The following is a 20786-nucleotide window of genomic DNA, read 5'->3' as shown; positions in this document are numbered from 1 at the left end:
TCACCATCCATATGGATGGCGAATGGATGGAGACAATGGCCAAGCAAGAACTCAAGCTCAAGACCAGCGAGTCGGAAAAGATTACCATCAACCTGGGCCCCATCGACCTGGGACAGATCGACCTGCTGGTACAGGAAGGCTTTTACGCCAACCGCACCGACCTGATACGCACCGCGATCCGCAACCAGCTGAACGGCCACGCGGAGGTGGTGAAACAGACCGTGGCGCGCAAGAGCCTGGTGCTCGGCATGCAGCACTATTCGCGCGCCGACCTGGAGGCGCTGCAGGCCGCCGGGGAACGCTTGCAGATACAGGTACTGGGACTGGCCAGCATTGCCAGCGACGTCTCGGTGGAACTGGCGCTGGCCACCATCGAATCCATTTTTGTACTGGGCTCGCTGCATGCCAGCGCCGTGCTGAAGACGGCCCTGGCCCAGCGCATCCATTAACGCGGCGGGGCTGCTGCCCGTACGCAGACACGAAGGGCACACATGAAGATACCGCTATTGAAGACCATGCGCGAGGCGGCCCAGCAGCTGCTCTCGCGCGGCCCCGTGGCCGCCACGGCGGCCATCCAGGAAAATCTCGGCAAGCGCGCCAAGGCGGCGCCGCCCGCCCCCGGGCCGGCCATGCGCGACATCAACCCGCCGCCGCAAGCGGCCCAGCAGCCACTGTCGCCAGCGACGCCTCCCCCAGCAACTCCGCCAGCCGCACCTCGGCCAGCCGCACCTCCTCAACCCGCACCTGAGCGGCAGGGACCGGCGCCATCCGGGCCGCAGGCCCGGACCGAAACGGCGGCCGCCGCGCCGCATCCGACCGATATGGCGCAGGACATGCTGAACCGCATGGGCATCAACATCAACCTGCAGGCCAGCATGGAGGCCGCCCTGCCCCCCGGACTGCGGCCGGGACCGAATGGCATCCCGGCTGGCTTCGAACTGCCCCGCTTCGATTTTTCCGGGCTGGACCTGCCCGGCATGCAGAACCCGGCCACGCCGCCCGCGCCGCTGCCGGAAGGCGCGCAATTCATCAGCGGCAGCTATGTCAACCACGCGGGCAGCCGCGCCTACAAGCTGTACATCCCGTCCAGCTACCATGGCCAGGCCATGCCGCTCCTGGTGATGCTGCACGGCTGCACCCAGGACCCGGACGATTTCGCAGCCGGCACCCGCATGAACCAGATCGCCGAGGAGCAGCAATACTTCGTCGTGTATCCAGAGCAGAACCGCCAGGCCAACCATTCCAAGTGCTGGAACTGGTTCAACGAGATCGACCAGACCCGCGGCCAGGGCGAACCGTCCATCATCGCCGGCATCGCCCAGCAGGTAATCGACGAATACCCGGTCAACGAGCGCCAGGTGTACGTGGCCGGGCTGTCGGCCGGCGGCGCCATGGCGGTCATCGTCGGCACCCTGTATCCCGACATCTTCGCGGCGGTGGGCGTGCATTCGGGGCTGCCGTTCGCCTCGGCCAAGGACTTGCCGTCGGCGCTGGGCGCCATGAAGCGCGGCGCCGCACACGCGCAGCAGCCGGCCGGCAAGGCGCTGCCCATCATTGTGTTCCACGGGGACCAGGACAGCACCGTCCATCCGCTCAACGGGGAGCAGGTGATGGAGCAGGGCCTGGGGCGCCACGGCGGCAAGGCCAGGCCCTCGGTGTCGTCCGGCGCGGTGCCGGACGGCTACCAGTACACCCGCACCACGCACCGCCACCCGGACGGCAGCACGCTGGGCGAACACTGGGTGGTGCACGGCGCCGGCCACGCCTGGTCGGGCGGCAGCGCCTCGGGCAGCTACACCGACGGCAAGGGGCCGGACGCCAGCCGCGAGATGCTGCGCTTCTTCTCCACCCTACGCTAAGAAACCGTTTCAAAAAGGCCATGGCGTCGCCGCGCCCGGCCCTGCTCATGTTGAAACGGGTTCTAAAGCGAGCGCCTGGTCTCGATGAAGCGCTGCAGGCAGGCCGGGCACCAGCAGCCCGGCCTGGGTTGATCTTCGGACAACGCCGCCGCATCCGGCACGGGCAGCACCGCCGGCAGCGCCGCGCACCAGCACGGCTGGCTGTTCGCCGCATCGGCCGCATCGGCCATGCCGCAGTGGAAGGTGGCGCCGCAGCGCGTGCAAGTGCTCATGAAAATACGCCGGTATAGCCCTATAATGCCTACATTATTGCAGCAGCTGGCTGTAAAATCGCACACATTTCTTACCCCGGACCCGCCATGACCCAACTGACCAACCTGAATCTCGGCATGAACGACGACCTGACCGCGGTGGCGCCGCAGATCAAGGCCCAGATCCTGGCCGAGGCCCTGCCGTACATCCGCAACTTCCACGGCAAGACCATCGTCATCAAGTACGGCGGCAATGCGATGACCGACGAGCGCCTCAAGCACGGCTTCGCGCGCGACGTCATCCTGCTGAAACTGGTGGGCATGAATCCGGTGGTGGTGCACGGCGGCGGTCCGCAGATCGACAACGCGCTCAAGAAAATCGGCAAGCAGGGCACCTTCGTGCAAGGCATGCGCATCACCGACGAGGAAACCATGGAAGTGGTGGAATGGGTGCTGGGCGGCGAAGTGCAGCAGGATATCGTGATGCTGATTAATCACTACGGCGGCCAGGCCGTGGGCCTGACCGGCAAGGACGGTGGCCTGATCCGCGCCCGCAAGATGTCCATGCCGGACAAGGACAATCCGGGCCAGTACCTGGACATCGGCTTCGTCGGCGAGATCGACGCCATCAACCCGGCCGTGGTCAAGGCCCTGCAGGACGACGCCTTCATCCCCATCATCTCGCCGATCGGCTTCGGCCAGGATGGCCAGGCCTACAACATCAACGCCGACGTAGTGGCCGGCAAGATCGCCGAAATCCTGAAAGCGGAAAAGCTGATCATGATGACCAATATCGCCGGCGTGCAGGACAAGAACGGCAACCTGGTCACCGACCTGTCCGCGCGCGAGATCGACGAGATGTTCGCCGACGGCACCATCTCGGGCGGCATGCTGCCCAAAATCTCGTCGGCGCTGGACGCCGCCAAGTCGGGCGTGAACACGGTCCACATCATCGATGGCCGCATCGAGCACTCTTTGTTGCTGGAGGTCTTGACCGAACAGGCTTTTGGCACTATGATCCGGTCTCACTGAAAAAACGGCGATGCACTCGCTAGCTGTTCAACGGTGTATCGCCACGTTTCAAATGCCCTTGTAGCTCAGTGGTAGAGCACTCCCTTGGTAAGGGAGAGGCCACGTGTTCAATCCACGTCAAGGGCACCACTCCTGTTTCACCCTCCCCCGCTTAGTACACACGCTCCACCGTCAGGCCGCGCTTGCGCAGCAGTTCCGGCACGCTGTTGGTTCCCAGCAGATGCAGTACGCCGATCGCCGCTACGCTGATGTTCTCCTGTTGCAGCAGCCTGGCGATGCCGTCCGCCAGCGCAGGGTTGCGGCCATCGAGCAGCACGCGCTGCACGAAGCGTCCGGAGAAGGTCTGGTCCTGTTCGGCCTTGGCCGCCACTGCATCCAGGCCGGCGCGGTCGGCGTTGCGCCAGGCTTGCGCGATCTGGCGCGCCTGGTCGGCCTGTTCCTTGTCATCGATGCCATCGATGGACTCTTCCAGGAAGCGCAGCTGCTCGGACGAGGTCATGCGGTTGAACAGGGCCATCTGGCTGTCCGGCGATTCCAGCTCCAGCACCTGCTGCTTGCGCTCGTGGGCCTGGCGCGCCAGCCAGGCGTCCACCGCCAGCGTCACGTCGTAGCCCTGGGCCGCGAACTCGTTCACCGTCAGGAGGCTAGCCAGCAGCCAGGGCTTCATCATCGCCACCGACTCCGGCGAGATCCGGTACTGCTGCAGCAAACGCGCCAGGCGCGCGCGGTAGGCCGCCGACAGTTCGCTGCGCTGGGCGCCGCGCGCCACCATGCCGTGGCGCTGGATGGCCTGCGCCATGCGGGTCTCGTCGCCAAGCGGATCGATTTCCAGCGCCAGCACCCTGCTTTGCTCCAGCGCCGCCGTCAGGCGCGGCTCCAGCGGGAAGAAATCCGGCGCGCCCACGTGGATGGTGCCGAACAGGTACAGCGTGTGGCCGTCCTGGGTGACCTGGAACAGCGCGCCGCGTGGCGGCTGGACCTGGGCTGCGCCGCCGGGTTCGGCCCGGACCTGGCCGAGGGCAAAGCAGAACAAACCGACAAACATCACTATAATCTGGCGCATGTCTTCCTTCACTCTTTGAATCGGTGGTACCGGTGCTGCATCTTACCCGCTCCGCGCCCGTGTGGCTGTTCGATCTCGACAACACCTTGCACTATGCCTCGCACGCCATCTTCCCCTCCATCATGGCGCAGATGAACACCTACATCGCGCGGGTGCTGGGCGACGGGGTGACGCCGGCCAGCCAGGAAGCGGTGAACGCGGCGCGCACCCTGTACTGGCAGCGCTACGGCGCCACCATGCTGGGACTGGTGAAGCACCACGGCGTCAAGGCCGAGCACTTCCTGGCCGAGACCCACCGCTTCGACAGCCTGGAAAGCCTGATACGCGCGGAGCGCGGCCTGCGGGTTGCGCTGCGCCGCCTGCCCGGCCGCAAGATCCTTCTGACCAATGCGCCGCACCAGTATTCGTCGCGCGTGCTGCGCCACCTGGGCTTGCAGCGCCAGTTCAGCCACCATGTGGCGGTGGAATCGATGCGGGTGCACCGCCAGATGCGGCCCAAGCCGTCCAAGCTGCTGCTGCACAAGCTGATGCGCCATCACCGCCTGACACCGGGGCGCTGCATCCTGGTCGAGGATACGCTGGCCAACCTGCGCACGGCGCACCAGCTGGGCATGGGCACGGCCTGGGTCACGCAGTACCTGAAGCCGGGCGACGTGGCCGGACTGGCAAGGCCGCAGCAGCGCATGAATCGCCCCGCTTATGTCGATGTCAAAGTAAAATCCGTCCGGCAGCTGCACGCATCCCTGCACCGGCTACGCTAACTCTTTCAGGACACCGACATGGCAAGCACACCGCCCGGACAGCGCCGGCTGCAGATCCTGCAGGCCCTGGCCGAGATGCTGGAACAGCCCAAGGGCGACAAGATCACCACCGCCGCGCTGGCGCGCAGGCTGGAATGCTCCGAGGCCGCGCTGTACCGCCATTTCGCCAGCAAGGCGCAAATGTTCGAGGGACTGATCGAGTTCATCGAGTCCAGCGTGTTCGGCCTGGTCAACCAGATCGCCGAACGCCGGGCCGACGGCCTGGCGCAGGCGCGTGATATCACCGCCATGCTGCTGCAGTTCGCGGCCCAGAACCCTGGCATGACGCGGGTACTGACCGGCGACGCCCTGCTCAATGAGGACGAGCGCCTGCAGGCGCGCATGAACCAGTTCTATGACCGCGTCGAGCTGGGGCTGAAACAGGCGCTGCGCCTGGCCGCCAGCGAAGGCCATGGCGACGAAGCGCAAGTGGTGGCGCGCGCCTCGCTGCTGCTCAGCTTTGTGCTGGGCCGCTGGCACCGCTACGCGCGCAGCGGTTTCCACCACCATCCCACCCACGACGCAGCACTGCAGCTGGCCATGCTGCTGGCCTGAGATCGCACCATGAACACCGACGTTTTCGCCCTGCTGGATGACGCCAGCACCGATGCGCACGAGGCGCCGCGCTCGCGCCTGTACACCGGCCACCTCGCCACCCTGCGCTGCGAGGACATCGCCGCCTGGCCCGGCGTGCTGGAGCAAATGCGCCAGGAGCTGGCCCTGGGCCGCCACGCCGTCACCCTGTGCGCCTACGAACTGGGCGCGGGCCTGCAGCAGCTACCCGTGCCCAAGCTCGATGGTCCGCTGGCGCAGGTGCTGGTCTTCAGCGATTGCCGGCTGCTGTCGCCGGCCGAGGTGGGCGACTGGCTGGCGGCGCGCTCCTTCCCCATCGACCGCCCGGCCGGCATCGCCAACGTGCGCGCCAACGTCAGCGAACAGGAATTCGCGCAGGCGCTGGCGCGCATCCACGGCTACATCGAAGCGGGCGACACCTACCAGGTCAACTACACCTTGCGCCTGCGCTTCGACGCCTACGGCTCGCTGCACGCGCTGTACGCCCGCCTGCGCGCGCGCCAGCCGGTGCCTTACGGCGCGCTGGTGGCGCTGGAGGATGGCAGCGCCGTGCTGTCGCTGTCGCCCGAGCTGTTTGCGCGCCACGCGGATGGCATGCTGACCGCGCGTCCCATGAAGGGCACGGCGCCGGCCGCGCCGCCGGGTCCGGAGCAGCAGGAGCAGAACCGCGAGCGCGCCCAGGCCCTCGCCAACGACCCCAAGAACCGCGCCGAAAACCTGATGATCGTCGACCTGCTGCGCAACGACCTGGGCCGCATCGCGCAGACCGGCACGGTGCAAGTGCCCGAGCTGTTCGAGGTGCGCCGCTACGGCAGGGTGCTGCAGATGACCTCCACCGTGCAGGCCCGCCTGCGCACGGACGCCACCCTGGCGCAGGTGTTCGATGCGCTGTACCCTTGCGGCTCCATCACCGGCGCGCCCAAGCGCCGCAGCATGGAAATCATCGCCGAGCTGGAAGCGGCGCCGCGCGGCATCTACACCGGCGCCATCGGCTGGTTCGCGCCCACCGAGGAAGGCGTGGGCGACTTCTGCCTGTCGGTGCCTATCCGTACCCTGGCCCTGTCCGCACCGGACTCCGCGTTGGGCCTGCGCCATGGCGAGATGGGCGTGGGCGCCGGCATCGTGCACGACAGCGGCGCCCAGGCCGAATATGCCGAGTGCAGCCTCAAGGCGCGCTTCCTGACCGGGCTGAAAAACGAATTCGACATTTTCGAAACCATGTACGCCACGGCGGCCGATGGCATACGCCACCGCGCGCGCCACCTGGCGCGGCTGGCGGCGTCGGCGGCCTACTTCGGCTTCCCCTGGGATGAACGAGCGGCCCACGCCTACCTGGACGCGGCCTGCGCCATGCTGGACCCGGCGCAGCCGGCCTATCGATTGAAGCTGTCGCTGCAGCCCTCCGGCGCGTTCTCGGTGCAGCAGGCGGTGCTGGCGCCGCTGGCGCAGTCGCCGGTGGGCGTGCTGCTGGCGGCGGACGCCACCCGGGCGGACGACCTGTTCCTGCGCCACAAAACCAGCATACGCCAGCGCTACGACGCCGCCTGGCAGGACGCCGACGCCCGGGGCGCCTTCGACACCCTGTTCTTCAACGAGCGCGGGGAGCTGACCGAGGGCGGGCGCAGCAACGTGTTCGTCAAGCTGGACGGCCACTGGCACACGCCGCCGCTGTCCAGCGGCCTGCTGCCGGGCGTGATGCGCGGCGTGCTGCTGGCGCAGTGGAACGCCAGCGAGACCGTGATTACCCGCGAGATGTTATTGGCGGCGCAGGAAGTCGTGCTGTGCAATGCCTTGCGCGGCGCCATACCGGCCCGGTTGATCTACTGATCGATCATCATTTCGAAGCCGCCATAGATCATGCGCTTGCCGTCAAACGGCATGTTCCTGGGGTCCATGTAGTCCTTCACGCGAACATCGTTCATGACCTTGGCGTTGATCTCGTCGCGGCGGGCGCGCGACTCGTAGACTATCCATGAAAACACCACCACCTCCCCTTCCTCCAGCAGCACGCTCTGGGGGAAGGAGGTGAGCTTGCCTGGGGGAGCGTCATCCGCCACGTTTTCCCGGAATTCCAGCGCGCCGTACTCCTTCCACACGGCGGCGCAGGCCAGCGCCATCGTCTTGTACGCTTCCAACTTGTCCCGGGGGACGGGAATCACGAATCCATCAACGTAGGGCATGACGTTCTCCTTTGCTTACATGGCCAGCGCTTTCTCCACGGCGCCGACCAGTTGCTTGTCGGCGGGCGTGACTTTGCTGGGGAAGTTGTCGACCACCTTGCCGTTGCGGTCGATCAGGTATTTATGGAAGTTCCAGCCCGGCGCCTTGCCGGTGATCTTGATCAGGTTGGCGTACAGCGGGTTCGGGTTCGGACCCGATACCACCGACTTGGCGAACATGGGGAATTTCACGCCATAGGTGTTGTAGCAGAAGTCGGCGATTTCCTTGCTGCTGCCGGGTTCCTGCTTGCCGAAGTCATTCGACGGGAAGCCCAGCACCACCAAGCCTTTGCTGCCGTACTTGGCGTACAGCTGCTCCAGTCCCTCGTACTGGTTGGTAAAGCCGCAGTAGCTGGCCGTGTTCACCACCAGCACCACCTTGCCGGCGTACTGGCACAGGTCCTGCGGCGCATCGTCCTGCAGGCGGTTGAAAGTCTGCTTGAGGATGGCCGGGCAGCTGCCCGCCGCAGGGGCGGCAGCCGGCGCCGGCGCCTGCGCGCGGACAGGCGCGGGGATGGCGGCCATCAGGGACAGCGAGGAAATCAGGCTCAGTGCGGCTATGGTCTTGGACATGGCGAAGGGCGTGTGGGAGTTGGTGAGATTTTCATTCTATGCCAAAGCACGCGCCCCCGCACGGGTGTTACAAACCGGCCAGGCAGATGTACTTGATCACCAGGTAGTCGTCGATTCCATAGTGCGAGCCCTCGCGTCCCAGGCCCGATTGCTTGACGCCGCCGAAGGGTGCGATCTCGTTCGAGATCAGCCCTGTGTTGACGCCCACCATGCCGGTTTCCAGCCCTTCGGCCACGCGCCAGATGCGGCCCACGTCGCGCGAATAGAAATAGGCGGCCAGGCCGAACTCGGTGTCGTTGGCCAGCGCCACGGCCTCCTCGTCCGTATGGAAGCGGAACAGCGGCGCCAGCGGGCCGAAGGTTTCCTCGCGCGCCAGCAGCATTTCGCCAGTGACGTTGGCGATCACGGTGGGCTCGAAGAAGCTGTGGCCCAGCGGATGGCGCTCCCCGCCCAGCAGCAGGCGGGCGCCCTTGGACAGGGCGTCCGCCACGTGCTGCTCGACCTTTTGCACCGCTTTCACGTCGATCAGCGGTCCCTGTTCCACGTCCGGCTCGGCGCCATTGCCGACCTTGAGTTTGGCGACGGCCGCCACCAGCTTTTCGGCGAACTGCTGGTAGACGCCATCCTGCACATAGATGCGGTTGGCGCACACGCAGGTCTGGCCGGAGTTGCGGAACTTGGAAGCGATGGCGCCCTCCACGGCCGCGTCCAGGTCGGCGTCGTCGAATACGATGAAGGGCGCGTTGCCGCCCAGTTCCAGCGACAGCTTCTTGATGGTGGCGGCGCTCTGCTCCATCAACAGCCGTCCGACGGCGGTCGAGCCGGTAAAACTGAGCTTGCGCACGATGGGATTGGCCGTCATCTCGGCGCCTATCTCCTTGGCCGGGCCGGTTACCACACTGAACACGCCGGGCGGCACCCCGGCGCGCTCGGCCAGGACCGCCAGCGCCAGCGCGCTGAAGGGCGTGGCCTCGGCCGGTTTCAGCACCATGGGGCAGCCGGCCGCCAGCGCCGGGCCGGCCTTGCGGGTGATCATGGCGATCGGGAAGTTCCACGGCGTGATGGCGGCGCACACGCCGATGGGTTCCTTGGTGACGATGATGCGGCGGTCGTTGGCCGGCGTGGCCAGGGTGTCGCCCGCCACTCGCTTGCCTTGTTCCGCAAACCATTCGATGAAGGAGGCGCCATAGGCCACCTCGCCGCGCGACTCGGCCAGCGGCTTGCCCTGCTCGGCCGTCATCAGCTGGGCCAGGTCTTCCGTGTTTTCCAGGATCAGGTCATTCCACTTGCGCAGGATGGCGGCGCGCTCCCTGGCGGTCTTCTTGCGCCAGGCCGGCCAGGCGGCTTGCGCGGCCTCGATGGCGCGGCGGGTTTCGGCCGCGCCCATGCGCGGAACGCTGCCCAGTTGTTCGCCGGTGGCGGGATTGGTGACGGGCACGGTGGCGCCGCCGTCGGCGTCGCTCCAGACGCCGTTGAGGTAGGCCTGCTGGCGCAGCAGGGAGGGGTCTTTCAGCTGTGGCATGGGATGCTCCAACACAGGTGGAAAATCCGACTATGCCACAGGGTCCAACACGCCGATGTACGATAGCGGAGTTAAAGGGTGTTCAAAATGGGCGTGGCTAGGCGCAGCGACGAAGACAGTGCGCCTGCACGGCGAGGAGCTGCAACAACGCCATGGCCATTTTGAAACGCCCTTTTAGTCCACCTTGATGCTGCTGAGCTTTTCGGTCGGCTTGGGGAAGGACAGTTTCATGCCCTCCAGCGTCTCCAGCAGGATGTGGGCGATGGCCAGGTTGCGGTGGGTCTTGGAGTTGGCCGGCACCACATACCACGGCGCATGGCCGGCGTCGGTCTCGCGGATGGCGGCCTCGTAGGCGCGCTGGTACTCGTCCCACTTCTTGCGCTGCTCCAGGTCGGCCAGGTCGAACTTCCACTGCTTGTCGGGATCGTCCAGGCGCGCCTGCAGGCGCTCGCGCTGCTCTTCCTTGGAGATGTGCAGGAACACCTTGACGATGGTGGTGCCGGTTTCCGCCAGCATGCGCTCGAAATCGCGGATGTGGGCATAGCGGCGCTGCGCCTCCTTGGGCGTGATCCAGCCCTGCACCAGGGTGATCAGCACATCCTCGTAATGGCTGCGGTTGAAGATGGCGATCTCGCCCTTGCCCGGCACCTGCTGGTGCACGCGCCACAGGTAGTCGTGCGCCAGTTCGGCGCTCGTCGGTCCCTTGAAGGCGGCGGCGCGCACGCCCATGGGATTGATCTGGGCGAACATGGCGCGCACCGTGCCATCCTTGCCGGAGGTGTCCATGCCCTGCAGGACCAGCAGCACCTTGCGGCCGTGTTCCGCGTACAGCATTTGCTGCAGGTGGGCGATGCGGCCGATCAGGGTCGCGGTCTGCTCGCGGTCCAGGGTTTTCAGTTCGCTCTTGCCCAGTTCAGCGTTACCGGGATGCAGCGCGGCGCCCACCAGGCGGCGGCCGGCGTCCTCCTCGCGCAGCTTGAGCTTGGGCGCGGCGCGGAAAATCTCACGTACCTTCATAAAGTGTCCCTGAGGCAAAAACGCCAGACTACCAGATGTCCTCGACCAGCGTCGCTCCTGCGGAGGCAGGAGCCTATGCTGACTATGCGTCGCGTCGACGCGAACTCAGCATGGACTCCCGCCGTCGCGGGAGTGACGGGTTTTAGCCGGCCGCCAGTTGCGCGGCCCGGCAGCCCCACCAGGCGGCTTCCTCGAACACCGAGAAGCCAGACAAATCGGCATGGGCGAACAGGATGGGGCCATCGGCCTCGCGCAGCGCCTGCATGCCGGCGTTGCTGCGGAAGTGGGGCCAGGGCGCCGCCATGGCGTGGCCGCGCAGGGTGATGTCGATCCGTTCCACGCAGGAGGCAAACTGCTTGCCATAGGCGGCCTGCAGATCGGCGCTGGCCAGCGCCAGCAATTCTTCCGGCCTGGCCGACGCCATCCAGTGGCGCGCACTGCCGGCCTTGCGGTCGGACAGCGCCACGTAGGAAGTGAATACGGACCGCTCCGGCGGCCGCACACGGATGTCCTGGTGGGTGGACACCACATAGCCCAGTCCCGGCTCCTGGTAGACCACGTTGTCCCAGCATAGCGGCTGGTCCGGCAGCTCGTCCGGAAAGCGCTTGAGCAGGAAGTTGGCCACCATCCAGGGCGCGTACTCGGGCAGGTCGCGCTGCGCATCGAAGCCATACGCGGCGATGTTCTCCACCACGCGCGCCGCCACGTACACCGGCATGGCGCAGATTGCCTTGCGGGCCCGCACCAGGTAGCTGACCGGCTGGCCGCGCTCCAGCCGGAAGCACAGCGCCTCCACGCCATCGTCGCTTTCCTTCAGCGAGACCGCGGTGCCGCTGGCGCGCTTGATGGCCGCCGACTGTTCCATGGCCGAGAGCAGCGGCTGCAGGCCGCCCGGCCAGGTCAGCAGCGCGCCCTCTCCCGCATTGGCGGCGTGGCCGCCACGGCTGCAGAAGTAGTGCAACCCGGCCCAGGCCGAGACCTGGTCGTAGCTGGTGCCGTAATCGTCGCGGCAGCAGTAGTTCAGATACCAGTGCAGCGTGGGCGCGCGGTAGCCCTGCTGCGCCAGCCATTGCTTGAGCGTGATGCGGTCCAGCGCCAGCCACTCGGCATCCTGCGAGGACAGCGCGGACGGCAGCGCGAACACGCGCCGTCCGTCGCCGCCGCGCAGCTGGCGCAAGCGCTTCATTTCGGCGAAAAAGCGCTGGTGCTCTGCCAGCTCCCAGGCCGCCACGCCCTCGGTGGGCACATGGCCTTCCTGCCAGCGGCCCTGATACAGCAGCCGTTCCTCGGGCGCGTGCACGATGCGGCGCTCGTCGTAGTAGGGCGTCTCCGATTGCGCGTCCTTGAGTATCACGCCGATGTCGGCCAGGATCTCGCGCACATGGGTCGACTCCATGGACGGTATCGGCAGGTAGTGGGCGCCGGTCGGATATGCCAACTCGTCCAGCTCACCGTAGACGCCGCCGGCCGCGTTGCCGTAGGGCTGGGGGCCGTCCACCATCAGCACATCGGTATGCGCCAGTTGCTTCAGCTTCCACGCGGCCGCCATGCCGGCCGCGCCGGAGCCCAGTATCACCACGTCGGCGCGCAAGGTTTGGGAAGGCGGCGGCAGCGCCTTGCGGTCGCGCAGGAAGTGGCCCTCGTCGCGGCCCGGATAGGACAGCTGCGGCGTGATTTCCTGCCAGCGCCGGAAGCCGGCCACGCTGCCCGCCGCCAGCGCGCCGCTGGCCCCGGCCCACAGCAGGAAGGAGCGGCGCAGCATCAGCGTATCACCCGGCGCCAGTCCTGCTCGAACTCGTGCACCAGCGACTGCGTGTTGAGGCGGTTGGGCGGCATGGCCAGCGGCTGCATGTCGGGCGGGAAGATGAACATTTCGCGCGTGGTGTCGGCGTTCAGGTAGCGCATGGGCAGGCGGTAGCTGGTGGGTGGCTGGTAGTCGGCCTGCGGCGAGGCCAGGATGAAGCCCCACTCGCCGAACGAGGGCACATAGGCATGGTAGGGCCAGGTGCGCATGCCGACTTCGCGCAGGGTGGCGTTGATGGTCCAGTAGGCGTGCGGCGCAAAGAAGGGTGAGGTCGATTGCACCACCAGCAAGCCGTTGGCCGCCAGGTGCTTGCGCGCCATGCCGTAGAACGGCACCGAATACAGCTTGCCGAGCGCGAAGCTGGATGGATCGGGGAAGTCGATGATGATGGCGTCGAACATCTCGCGGTTGTGCTCCAGCCAGATGGCGGCATCGGCGTTGATCACGCGGGCGCGCTTGTCGTTGAGCGAATTGGCGTTCAGTCTGACCAGTTCCGCGCGGGTGGCGAAGGCATGCGTCATGGCCGGGTCCAGGTCCACCAGGGTGGCCTGCTCGATGTTCGGATAGCGCAGGATTTCGCGCATGGCCAGGCCGTCGCCACCGCCCAGCACCAGCACCCGGCGCGCCCATGGCAGGGCTTGCAGCACCGGATGCACCAGCGCCTCGTGGTAGCGGTACTCGTCGCGCGAGGAGAATTGCAGGTTGCCGTTGATGTACAGGCGCAAATCGTCCTGCCAGCGCGTGATCACCAGGCGCTGGTAGGGCGTGGTGGTGGAATACACGATCTCGTCGCCGAACAGGCCATGTTCGCCCCAGTGCGTCATGCGGTCGGCCAGGGCGAAGCCCAGCACCAGCACGCACAGCACGGCACTGGCGCGCAGCATGCGGCCAGCCGCGTTTTTCAGCTCGCTGCGGAACACCAGGATGGTCCACAGGGCCACGCCCACGTTGAGCATCCCGAACAGGAAGCCGGTGCGCACCAGCCCGAGATACGGCGCCAGCACCAGCGGGAACAGCAGCGAGACCGCCAGCGCCCCCAGGTAATCGAAGGTCAGCACCTTGCTGACCAGTTCATTGAAGGCGGTCTGGCGCGCGTTCAGGGCGCGCATCACCAGCGGCACCTCCATGCCGACCAGGGCGCCGACCAGGAACACCATCACGTACAGCAGGGTGCGGAACGGCGCCGCCATCCAGGAAAACGTCAGGAACAGGGCCGCCGCCGACACGCCGCCCACCAGGCCCACGGCCAGTTCGATGTCCACGAAGCGCGACAGCACGTCCTCGTCCTTCACATACTTGGAAACGTGGGCGCCGACGCCCATGGCGAACAGGTAGCACCCGATAATGGTGGAGAACTGCAGGATGGAGTCGCCCAGCAGGTAGCTGGACAGTGCGCCTGCGATCAGTTCGTAGGCCAGTCCGCAGGAAGCCACCACGAACACGGACAGTATCAGAATCTTTTTGTTCATTGGCCTCTTTTGCACTAATATGCTTGCTGCGTTATCAAGTTCACCACTTTAACCGAGAGTGCGCCGTGCCCGCCATCCTAAATTATCTGCTGCACCTGCTGACCGCCGCCGTCATGCTCATGGTCTTCTTCAAGATCTACACGCGCGTGACGCCGTTCGACGAGGTGCTGCTGATACGCCAGGGCAACCACGCGGCCGCGCTCTCGCTGGGCGGGGCGCTGCTGGGCTTTTCCGCCACCATCGCCTCGGCGCTGGTGCACACCGGCGACTACCAGCAATTCTTTGGCTGGGCCGCCGGCGCAATGGCCACGCAAATCGTGGTGTACGCCGTCACCACGCGGCTGCTGCGCATGTCCAAGGACCATATCGAGGCCAATAACTGCGCCTTCGGCGGCCTGCTGGGCGCGATTTCGCTGTCGGTCGGCCTGATCAACGGCGCCTGCGTTTCTTAATTCGCTCATTCTTCTGCGAGGATTCATCATGGGTATCGGCAGCTTTATCAAGAAGCAGTTTATCGACGTACTGGAATGGAACGAGGATACCGAGGGCGTGCTGGCCTGGCGCTATCCCATGCAGGACCAGGAGATCCAGAACGGCGGCGTGCTGGTGGTGCGCGAGTCGCAGGTGGCGGTGTTCGTCAACGAAGGCCAGATCGCCGACGTGTTCGGCCCAGGCACCCACACCCTGACCACGCATACCCTGCCGCTGCTGACCAACCTGAAAAACTGGGACAAGTTGTTTGCCTCGCCGTTCAAGTCGGACGTGTACTTCTTCAGCACCCGCATCCAGACCGGCCGCAAATGGGGCACGCCGCAACCCATCACCATCCGGGACAAGGATTTCGACATGGTGCGGGTGCGCGCCTTCGGCATGTATGCCTACCGCGTGGCCAATGCGCGCGCCTTCTTCACGGAGATCAGCGGCACGCGCGAAATCTACACCCGCGAGCAGGTCGAGGAACAGCTGCGCGGCATCCTGATGGCCAGCATGGCCAGTTCGCTGGGTTCCTCCAGCGTGCCGTTCCTGGACATGGCCGCCAACCAGGGCCTGATGGCGCAGCAGGTCAAGGCCGACCTGGTGACGGCCTTCGCCCGCTACGGCGTGGCGCTCGATGAATTCAACGTCTCCAGCGTCAGCCTGCCGGAAGAACTGCAGGCGGCCCTGGACGAGCGCATCTCGGCCGGCATGAAGGGCGGCCTGGGCAAGGACAAGCTGGCCGGCTACACCCAGTTCCAGGTCGCCAGTTCGATTCCGCTGGCGGCCCAGAACGAAGGCGGCGTGGCCGGCCTGGGCGCGGGCCTGGGGGCCGGCGTCAGCATCGGACAAGCCATGGGCCAGGCCATGGCGGCCGGCCTGGCGCCCGGTGTAGCTCCTGCAGCCGCACCTGCTACCACTGCTGCGGCGCCCGCCGAGGACTCCATCGAAGCGCGCCTGGCCAAGCTGAAAGGCCTGCTGGACAAGGGCCTGATCTCGGCCGCCGACTACGACAGCACCAAGGCCGAGCTGCTCAAGAAACTGATAGGCTAAGCGCGCATACATGCAGACTGTTTCCTGTCCCAGCTGCGGCGCGGAAGTCACGTTCCGCTCGCACGCCTCGGTCATGGCCGTGTGCGAGTATTGCGGCACCGGGGTATTGAAGGATGCCGACGGCGTCAAGGACCTGGGCAGGATGTCGTCCGTGCTGGAGGATTACACGCGGGTGCAAATCGGCACCTCCGGTGTGCTGGGCGGGCGGCCGTTCACCGTGGTGGGCCGCTTGCAGCTGCGCTACCCGGCCGGCATGTGGAATGAATGGCATCTGCTGTTCGACGACGGCGCCAGCGGCTGGCTGGGCGATGCTTCCGGCCAGTACATGGTCACTGCCGAGCGCCAGCTGTCCGGCCCCCTGCCCGCCTTCGAGCAGCTGGCGCCCGGCCGCAACGTAGTGCTCGATGGCCTGATCTACACGGCGGCCGACGTGCGCGTGGCCGAGTGCATAGGCGGCCAGGGCGAACTGCCGTTCAAGGTGGGCGCAGGCTACCAGACCCGCACGGCCGACCTGCGCAGCGGCGGCCAGTTCCTCACCCTCGATTATTCGGACGACGGTCCGCCCAAGGCCTACAGCGGCAGCGCCGTCACGCTGGAGGCGCTGCAGTGCCAGCTGCTGCGCGACGACGACGCCATACAGCGCAGCGCCGGGCGCTATCGCGGCAAGCTGACCGCGCTCGATTGCCCGTCCTGCGGCGGCGCCATCAAGTACCTGCCGGGGATGACGGCGCATTTGCTGTGTCCCTCGTGCGGCGCGCAGCTCGATGCGGCCAGTCCCAAGGTCGAGGTACTGCAGGCCGGCGAACGGGTGGCGGCGGTGCGCACCTCGCTGGAGCTGGGCGCGCAATCGACCCTGAATGCCGAGGAATACACCGTGATCGGCGTGATGCGCCGCGCCGACGACGAGGGCACGCAGTGGACCGAATACCTGCTGTACGGCGTGCGCGCCGGCTTTACCTGGCTGGTGGAGACCGATGAGGGATGGTCGCGCTCCAGCGTGCTCGATATGTGGCCGCTGTCGCAGGGACCGGGCGCGCCGGTGGTGCAGCTGGGGCCGGCCAGCTTCCGCAAGCTGTACGACTACCAGGCGCGGGTGACGTTCGCGGCCGGCGCCTTCAACTGGCAGGTGGCGATGGGCGACACCGTGCAGGTCAGCGAATATGAAAACGGCCAGACCAAACTGGCTGCCGAAGGCACGGCCGAGGAGCTGACCTGGTCGCGCTCGGCGCCGGTGCCGTTCGACCAGATGCGGGCCTGGTTCGGCGACAAATTCAGCGGCGAGGCGCCACCCCAGCGCAAGCTGGCACAGGATGGACGCTACAAGCGCACCGCCAAGACCATCATGATGGTGATGCTGGCGTTTAACGCCATTCCGCTGCTGGCCAATTTCCAGGGCACCTGGTTCCTCAGCGCGATAGGCGCGCTGGCGATTTACCTCCCTGCCCTGTTCCTCGATACCAACGACGACAAATCATGAGCAAATACCTGGTCTACGCCATCGTGGTCAGCGTGCTGACCTCCGGCGCCAGCTGGATACGCGCCTTCAGCGGCGGGACCGGCAGCAGCAGCAGCGGCTATCGCGGCAGCACCTGGAGCTCGCACACGGGCGGTGGCGGCGGCAGCTATGGCGGCGGTTCGGGCGGCGGCGGGGGCCACAAATGAAGCGCGAAACATGAAGCACGCAATATGAAGCACGACACCCTGCCGCTGTCCCTGCACCAGCCGGCCGGCCTGCATCTGCTGGCGGACCTGAGCGGCATCGCCGATGTCAGCAAACTGGGCGACTGCGTGGCGCTGGAAGCGCTGCTGCGGGACGCGGCGGCGGCGGCCGGCGCGCGCGTGCTGCACAGCCAGTTCCACGGCTTCGGCGAGAGCGCCGGGGTGACCGGGGTGGTGCTGCTGGCCGAGTCCCACATCTCCATCCACACCTGGCCGGAGCACGGCTTTGCGGCGGTGGATATCTTCATGTGTGGCGGTGCCCAGCCTGAGTTAGCGCTCGCTCACATAGAAGCTGGCTTGCGGCCCTCGTTCAGCGACACGCATACCGCGCAGCGCCGGGCGCGCTGACCCTTACCAGCACCGCCAAGCCGCTGCGCTAAATTTCCGGCGGTAGCGGCTGTATGTTGACGGCTTCGCCACCCTGGAGTTCGTAAGGGACGCGCACGAAGGGATTGCCCTAGCTTTTGCATCTCTGGATCATCCAATTCGACAGCGACTCGGTGCATGACGGGCCTCGTGAAGACGGTATCGGGAAGTGTATAACATACCCCGAACCTGATCACGCCAAGATCCAATCGCGCAAATGCCGCACTAACCGCAGCCGTCAGCCCTGCCTGGCCAGCAGCGCGGCATCCTTGGCCACCGAGGCCTGGTAGCGGGGCCGCTGGGTGACGCGCTCGATATAGGCGGCGATCAGCGGGGTCTTCGGGACCAGCTCGAACATGGTGGTCCAGTTCAGCGCCGAGCCCCACAGGACGTCGGCCGCGCTGTAGGTATCGCCCAGCAGGTAGGGCCCTTTTTCCAGCTGGCCGGTCAAGGTGGCCAGCACGGTATCGTAGTCGCCGTAAGGAGACATGCTAGGCGGCGGCACCTGCTTGAGCGATTTGTCGATCAGGGCCGGCTCGAAGCAGGAACCATAGAACGCGATCCAGCGCAGGTAGGGACCGCGCAGCGGATCGCCGATGGCCGGCGCCATACCGGCCTCGGCGTACAGGTCGGCCAGGTAAATGTAGATGGCCACCTGCTCCGTCACCAGCGCGCCGTCGTGCAGGATGGCGGGCACCTTGCCCATGGGGTTGATCTTCAGGTATTCCGGCTGGCGCAACTCGCCTGCGCGCATGTCCAGCACACGCAGCTCGTAGTCGGCCTGGAGTTCCTCCAGCAGCGCCAGCACCCCGCCGGAGCGGGAGTGGGTGCAGTGGAACAGGGTCACGTGCTTGCTCATCGCGTCATCTCCATCGAAAAAGGCAAAACGCCACGATAAGCCTTGCTATGATATTCGTCTTGTAAAAATGCGAATGTGGCAAAAACCATACGCGGGGAGAAGCATGAGCACGCTGCAGCCAGTCACGGAACGTCCCAAGGGCGTGGTCCATCCCGCCGCCGCCCGCCAGGCCTTCCGTCTCGCGCGCTATCTGCCGGAGCCGGACCTGGCGCCCTTTCTCGACCACTTCTGGGTAGTGGAGTGGCATTTCCCGGCCGGCGCCAGCCACGACCAGCGGGTGCTGCCCTACCCTTGCGTCAACCTGGCGTTCGATCCGGCCCGTACCGGCGTGTTCGGCGTGGTGACCGGCGCCTTCGATTACCACCTGGAGGGCAGCAGCCGGGTGCTGGGCGTGCGCTTCCGGCCGGGCGGCTTCCGGCCCGTCCTGCGGCGGCCGCTGAACACCATCACCGACCGCATCGAGGCGCTGGCGCCCATCTTCGGCATCGACGACCGCGAGGCCGAGCGCCAGGTGCTGTCCGGTGCGGACGATGCCGCCATGGTGGAGGCCGCCAGCGCCATCCTGCGCCGCGTGCTGCCGGCGCCCGATCCCGAAGTGGAGCGCATCAACGCCGTGCTGGCGCTGCTGGACGATATGGCGGTCACGCGCGTGCAGCAGTGGGCCGAGCGCGCCGGCATGGGCGTGCGCACCCTGCAGCTGCTGTTCCAGGACTATGTGGGCGTGAGCCCGAAGTGGGCCATCTGCCGCAAGCGCCTGCACGAGGCGGCCGACCAGCTGGCCAGCGGCGCCGAGCTCGACCTGTCCGAACTGGCGCAGCGCCTGGGCTATTACGACCAGGCCCACTTCACCAGCGACTTCGAAAAACTGGTGGGGCAGCCGCCAGCCGAGTACCGGCGCAGCTGCACACGATCCGCTTAAGCGCACATTTGCGGCAAAACAAATCCGAAATTTTCTGTCGGCGTAACGTCGATGGATGCTCACTATCGTAGAAACACCGAGATTCCAGCGCCTCTGGCCAAATTATTGGTCGGAGGAGGACCACGATATGTTCACAAGCTTCATTGCCACACACCCCGAAGCCAGAGATGTCGTGCCCGGAGCAGGAGGCGTCAGGAAAGTGCGCTGGAGTCGTGCAGGTTCGGGTAAGCTGGGAGGGGTCAGGGTTATCTATTTTGTCCGCAACCAGGCGGGCGAAGTCATCCTGCTGACCATGTTCGCCAAGTCATCCATCGCCACTTTGAGCAGCGCACAGTTGAAGGAGCTACGCCATGCATACGAAGAAAGGTCTCCCCCTGAGCGACGAGGATCTGATTGAGTTTGAGGCGGGACGCGATCTTTTTTCTGAACTGATGGAGGGTGCGGCGGATATTCGAGCGGGCAGAGGCAAAGTGGTCTACTCTCCAGTGATCGCGGCACGAAAAAACACCGGCCTGTCCGAGGCTGATTTCGCATCATTGCTGGGCGTCTCCCTGCGTACCTTGAGAGCGTGGGAACAAGGCCGCAAACAGCCAAGCGGTGCCGCTATCACTGTGTTGGCGATCGCCCGCGAGCATCCAAAGATCTTACTGGCGATACATAGCAAGTCTCCGGAGCCGCACACGTCATCCAACGTGAGCCAGACATAAAAAAGGCAGCCAAACGGCTGCCTTTTTGCTGTGTTACGGCTGTGCTCAGTGCTTGGCGCGCAGTTTGGCGATGGCGGCCAGCTGGCCGATCGCGGCGGCCAGTTCGGCTTGCGCTTTCGCGTAGTCGATGCCGGTGTTGGTGTTGGCCAGGGCTTCTTCCGCCAGTTTCTTGGCGGCCGCAGCCTTGGCTTCGTCCAGGTCGTGACCGCGGATGGCGGTATCGGCCAGCACCGTCACGGCGTTCGGCTGGACTTCCAGCAGGCCGCCGGCGACGAACACGAATTCCTCCTCCGCCTGGCCCGGCACCTGGATGCGCACCGCGCCAGGACGGATACGGGTGATCAGCGGCGTGTGCTTGGGGTAGATGCCCAGCTCGCCCTGTTCGCCCGGCAAGGCGACGAAGGTCGCTTCGCCCGAGAAGATCTGCTCTTCGGCCGAAACCACGTCTACGTGGATGGTATTTGCCATAATGTCCTCGGAAAGTGGCGGGGGGGGGGGGGGGAGGGG

The 20786-nt window shown here is 66.0% G+C and carries 23 protein-coding genes and 1 tRNA gene; 14 read left to right on the top strand and 10 right to left on the bottom strand.

Annotated elements, in window-relative coordinates; translation table 11 throughout:
- The first annotated feature begins 35 nt into the window (after positions 1–35).
- Positions 36–449 (top strand): CopG family transcriptional regulator, encoded by a 414-nt coding sequence (locus tag ACLB1G_RS24695; protein WP_491629911.1) that lies wholly within the window; start codon positions 36–38, stop codon positions 447–449.
- Positions 450–491: 42 nt separating this feature from the next.
- Complete coding sequence (locus ACLB1G_RS24690) at positions 492–1859, top strand: extracellular catalytic domain type 1 short-chain-length polyhydroxyalkanoate depolymerase (protein ID WP_491629910.1); 1368 nt, start codon at positions 492–494, stop codon at positions 1857–1859.
- A gap of 62 nt (positions 1860–1921) precedes the next feature.
- Here the strand turns inward: ACLB1G_RS24690 and ACLB1G_RS24685 are convergent, their stop codons facing one another.
- Entirely contained in the window at positions 1922–2131 is a 210-nt protein-coding gene (locus ACLB1G_RS24685; protein ID WP_491629909.1) for a cysteine-rich CWC family protein, read from the bottom strand.
- Between the two features lie 117 nt (positions 2132–2248).
- Between ACLB1G_RS24685 and argB the strand changes: the two genes are divergently transcribed.
- The gene (argB, locus tag ACLB1G_RS24680; RefSeq protein WP_491630071.1) at positions 2249–3142 is read left to right on the top strand and encodes an acetylglutamate kinase; all 894 of its coding nucleotides are present in this window, start codon (positions 2249–2251) and stop codon (positions 3140–3142) included.
- 54 nt (positions 3143–3196) lie between these two features.
- Positions 3197–3271: transfer RNA gene (locus ACLB1G_RS24675), tRNA-Thr, on the top strand.
- A gap of 22 nt (positions 3272–3293) precedes the next feature.
- Here ACLB1G_RS24675 and ACLB1G_RS24670 read toward each other — a convergent pair.
- Positions 3294–4205, bottom strand: coding sequence for a TraB/GumN family protein (locus ACLB1G_RS24670; RefSeq protein WP_491629908.1), 912 nt, complete (start codon positions 4203–4205; stop codon positions 3294–3296).
- A gap of 23 nt (positions 4206–4228) precedes the next feature.
- Here ACLB1G_RS24670 and ACLB1G_RS24665 point away from each other — a divergent pair, with 23 nt between their 5' ends.
- Genes ACLB1G_RS24665 through pabB form a run of 3 tightly spaced genes read left to right on the top strand, consistent with a single transcriptional unit; the run spans position 4229 to position 7405 of the window.
- Positions 4229–4966 (top strand): HAD-IA family hydrolase, encoded by a 738-nt coding sequence (locus tag ACLB1G_RS24665; protein ID WP_491629907.1) that lies wholly within the window; start codon positions 4229–4231, stop codon positions 4964–4966.
- 18 nt (positions 4967–4984) lie between these two features.
- Entirely contained in the window at positions 4985–5560 is a 576-nt protein-coding gene (gene slmA / locus ACLB1G_RS24660) for a nucleoid occlusion factor SlmA (RefSeq protein ID WP_491629906.1), read from the top strand.
- A 9-nt stretch (positions 5561–5569) separates the two neighbouring features.
- Positions 5570–7405 carry an aminodeoxychorismate synthase component I gene (gene pabB / locus ACLB1G_RS24655; protein WP_491629905.1) on the top strand — a complete coding sequence of 612 codons (1836 nt, stop codon included), beginning with the start codon at positions 5570–5572 and terminating at the stop codon, positions 7403–7405.
- On the opposite strand, the gene ACLB1G_RS24650 is transcribed toward pabB, so the two are convergent.
- The 6 genes from ACLB1G_RS24650 to ACLB1G_RS24625 all read right to left on the bottom strand — a co-directional run bounded on the left by ACLB1G_RS24650 (position 7399) and on the right by ACLB1G_RS24625 (position 14182).
- Positions 7399–7758, bottom strand: a complete 360-nt coding sequence (locus ACLB1G_RS24650) for a DUF1428 domain-containing protein (protein ID WP_491629904.1) — start codon at positions 7756–7758, stop codon at positions 7399–7401. The genes pabB and ACLB1G_RS24650 overlap by 7 nt on opposite strands.
- Before the next feature lie 15 nt (positions 7759–7773).
- The gene (locus tag ACLB1G_RS24645) at positions 7774–8370 is read right to left on the bottom strand and encodes a glutathione peroxidase (RefSeq protein WP_491629903.1); all 597 of its coding nucleotides are present in this window, start codon (positions 8368–8370) and stop codon (positions 7774–7776) included.
- A gap of 67 nt (positions 8371–8437) precedes the next feature.
- A complete protein-coding gene (locus ACLB1G_RS24640; protein WP_491629902.1) occupies positions 8438–9892 on the bottom strand; it encodes an NAD-dependent succinate-semialdehyde dehydrogenase in 1455 nt (484 codons plus the stop codon).
- Between the two features lie 174 nt (positions 9893–10066).
- The gene (locus ACLB1G_RS24635) at positions 10067–10909 is read right to left on the bottom strand and encodes a PPK2 family polyphosphate kinase (protein ID WP_491629901.1); all 843 of its coding nucleotides are present in this window, start codon (positions 10907–10909) and stop codon (positions 10067–10069) included.
- Positions 10910–11051: 142 nt separating this feature from the next.
- Positions 11052–12671 carry an NAD(P)-binding protein gene (locus ACLB1G_RS24630; protein WP_491629900.1) on the bottom strand — a complete coding sequence of 540 codons (1620 nt, stop codon included), beginning with the start codon at positions 12669–12671 and terminating at the stop codon, positions 11052–11054.
- Positions 12671–14182: a polyamine aminopropyltransferase gene (locus ACLB1G_RS24625; RefSeq protein ID WP_491629899.1), complete on the bottom strand. Its 1512-nt coding sequence runs from the start codon at positions 14180–14182 to the stop codon at positions 12671–12673. The genes ACLB1G_RS24630 and ACLB1G_RS24625 overlap by 1 nt, the downstream gene beginning before the upstream one ends.
- 65 nt (positions 14183–14247) lie before the next feature.
- Here ACLB1G_RS24625 and ACLB1G_RS24620 point away from each other — a divergent pair, with 65 nt between their 5' ends.
- Genes ACLB1G_RS24620 through speD form a run of 5 tightly spaced genes read left to right on the top strand, consistent with a single transcriptional unit; the run spans position 14248 to position 17776 of the window.
- A complete protein-coding gene (locus tag ACLB1G_RS24620) occupies positions 14248–14634 on the top strand; it encodes a DUF350 domain-containing protein (RefSeq protein WP_491629898.1) in 387 nt (128 codons plus the stop codon).
- A gap of 28 nt (positions 14635–14662) precedes the next feature.
- On the top strand, positions 14663–15709 hold the full coding sequence (locus tag ACLB1G_RS24615) for an SPFH domain-containing protein (RefSeq protein ID WP_491629897.1): 1047 nt from the start codon (positions 14663–14665) through the stop codon (positions 15707–15709).
- Positions 15710–15719: 10 nt separating this feature from the next.
- Complete coding sequence (locus ACLB1G_RS24610) at positions 15720–17186, top strand: DUF4178 domain-containing protein (protein WP_491629896.1); 1467 nt, start codon at positions 15720–15722, stop codon at positions 17184–17186.
- Entirely contained in the window at positions 17183–17371 is a 189-nt protein-coding gene (locus ACLB1G_RS24605; RefSeq protein ID WP_491629895.1) for a hypothetical protein, read from the top strand. Before ACLB1G_RS24610 ends, ACLB1G_RS24605 begins: the two co-directional genes overlap by 4 nt.
- A gap of 24 nt (positions 17372–17395) precedes the next feature.
- Entirely contained in the window at positions 17396–17776 is a 381-nt protein-coding gene (speD, locus tag ACLB1G_RS24600) for an adenosylmethionine decarboxylase (protein WP_491629894.1), read from the top strand.
- Positions 17777–18032: 256 nt separating this feature from the next.
- On the opposite strand, the gene ACLB1G_RS24595 is transcribed toward speD, so the two are convergent.
- On the bottom strand, positions 18033–18653 hold the full coding sequence (locus ACLB1G_RS24595) for a glutathione S-transferase family protein (protein WP_491629893.1): 621 nt from the start codon (positions 18651–18653) through the stop codon (positions 18033–18035).
- 103 nt (positions 18654–18756) lie between these two features.
- Between ACLB1G_RS24595 and ACLB1G_RS24590 the strand changes: the two genes are divergently transcribed.
- Both ACLB1G_RS24590 and ACLB1G_RS24585 read left to right on the top strand, forming a co-directional pair.
- Positions 18757–19572, top strand: a complete 816-nt coding sequence (locus ACLB1G_RS24590) for a DUF6597 domain-containing transcriptional factor (RefSeq protein ID WP_491629892.1) — start codon at positions 18757–18759, stop codon at positions 19570–19572.
- A 350-nt stretch (positions 19573–19922) separates the two neighbouring features.
- On the top strand, positions 19923–20279 hold the full coding sequence (locus ACLB1G_RS24585) for a helix-turn-helix domain-containing protein (protein ID WP_491629891.1): 357 nt from the start codon (positions 19923–19925) through the stop codon (positions 20277–20279).
- 45 nt (positions 20280–20324) lie between these two features.
- Here ACLB1G_RS24585 and ACLB1G_RS24580 read toward each other — a convergent pair whose 3' ends face one another.
- Positions 20325–20747: a F0F1 ATP synthase subunit epsilon gene (locus tag ACLB1G_RS24580; RefSeq protein ID WP_491629890.1), complete on the bottom strand. Its 423-nt coding sequence runs from the start codon at positions 20745–20747 to the stop codon at positions 20325–20327.
- Positions 20748–20786: the final 39 nt, after the last annotated feature.

The sequence above is a fragment of the Duganella kummerowiae genome (genome assembly GCF_053572355.1).
Note: the sequence above shows the minus strand (reverse complement) of the source record. Positions and strands in the feature narration are given on the sequence as shown.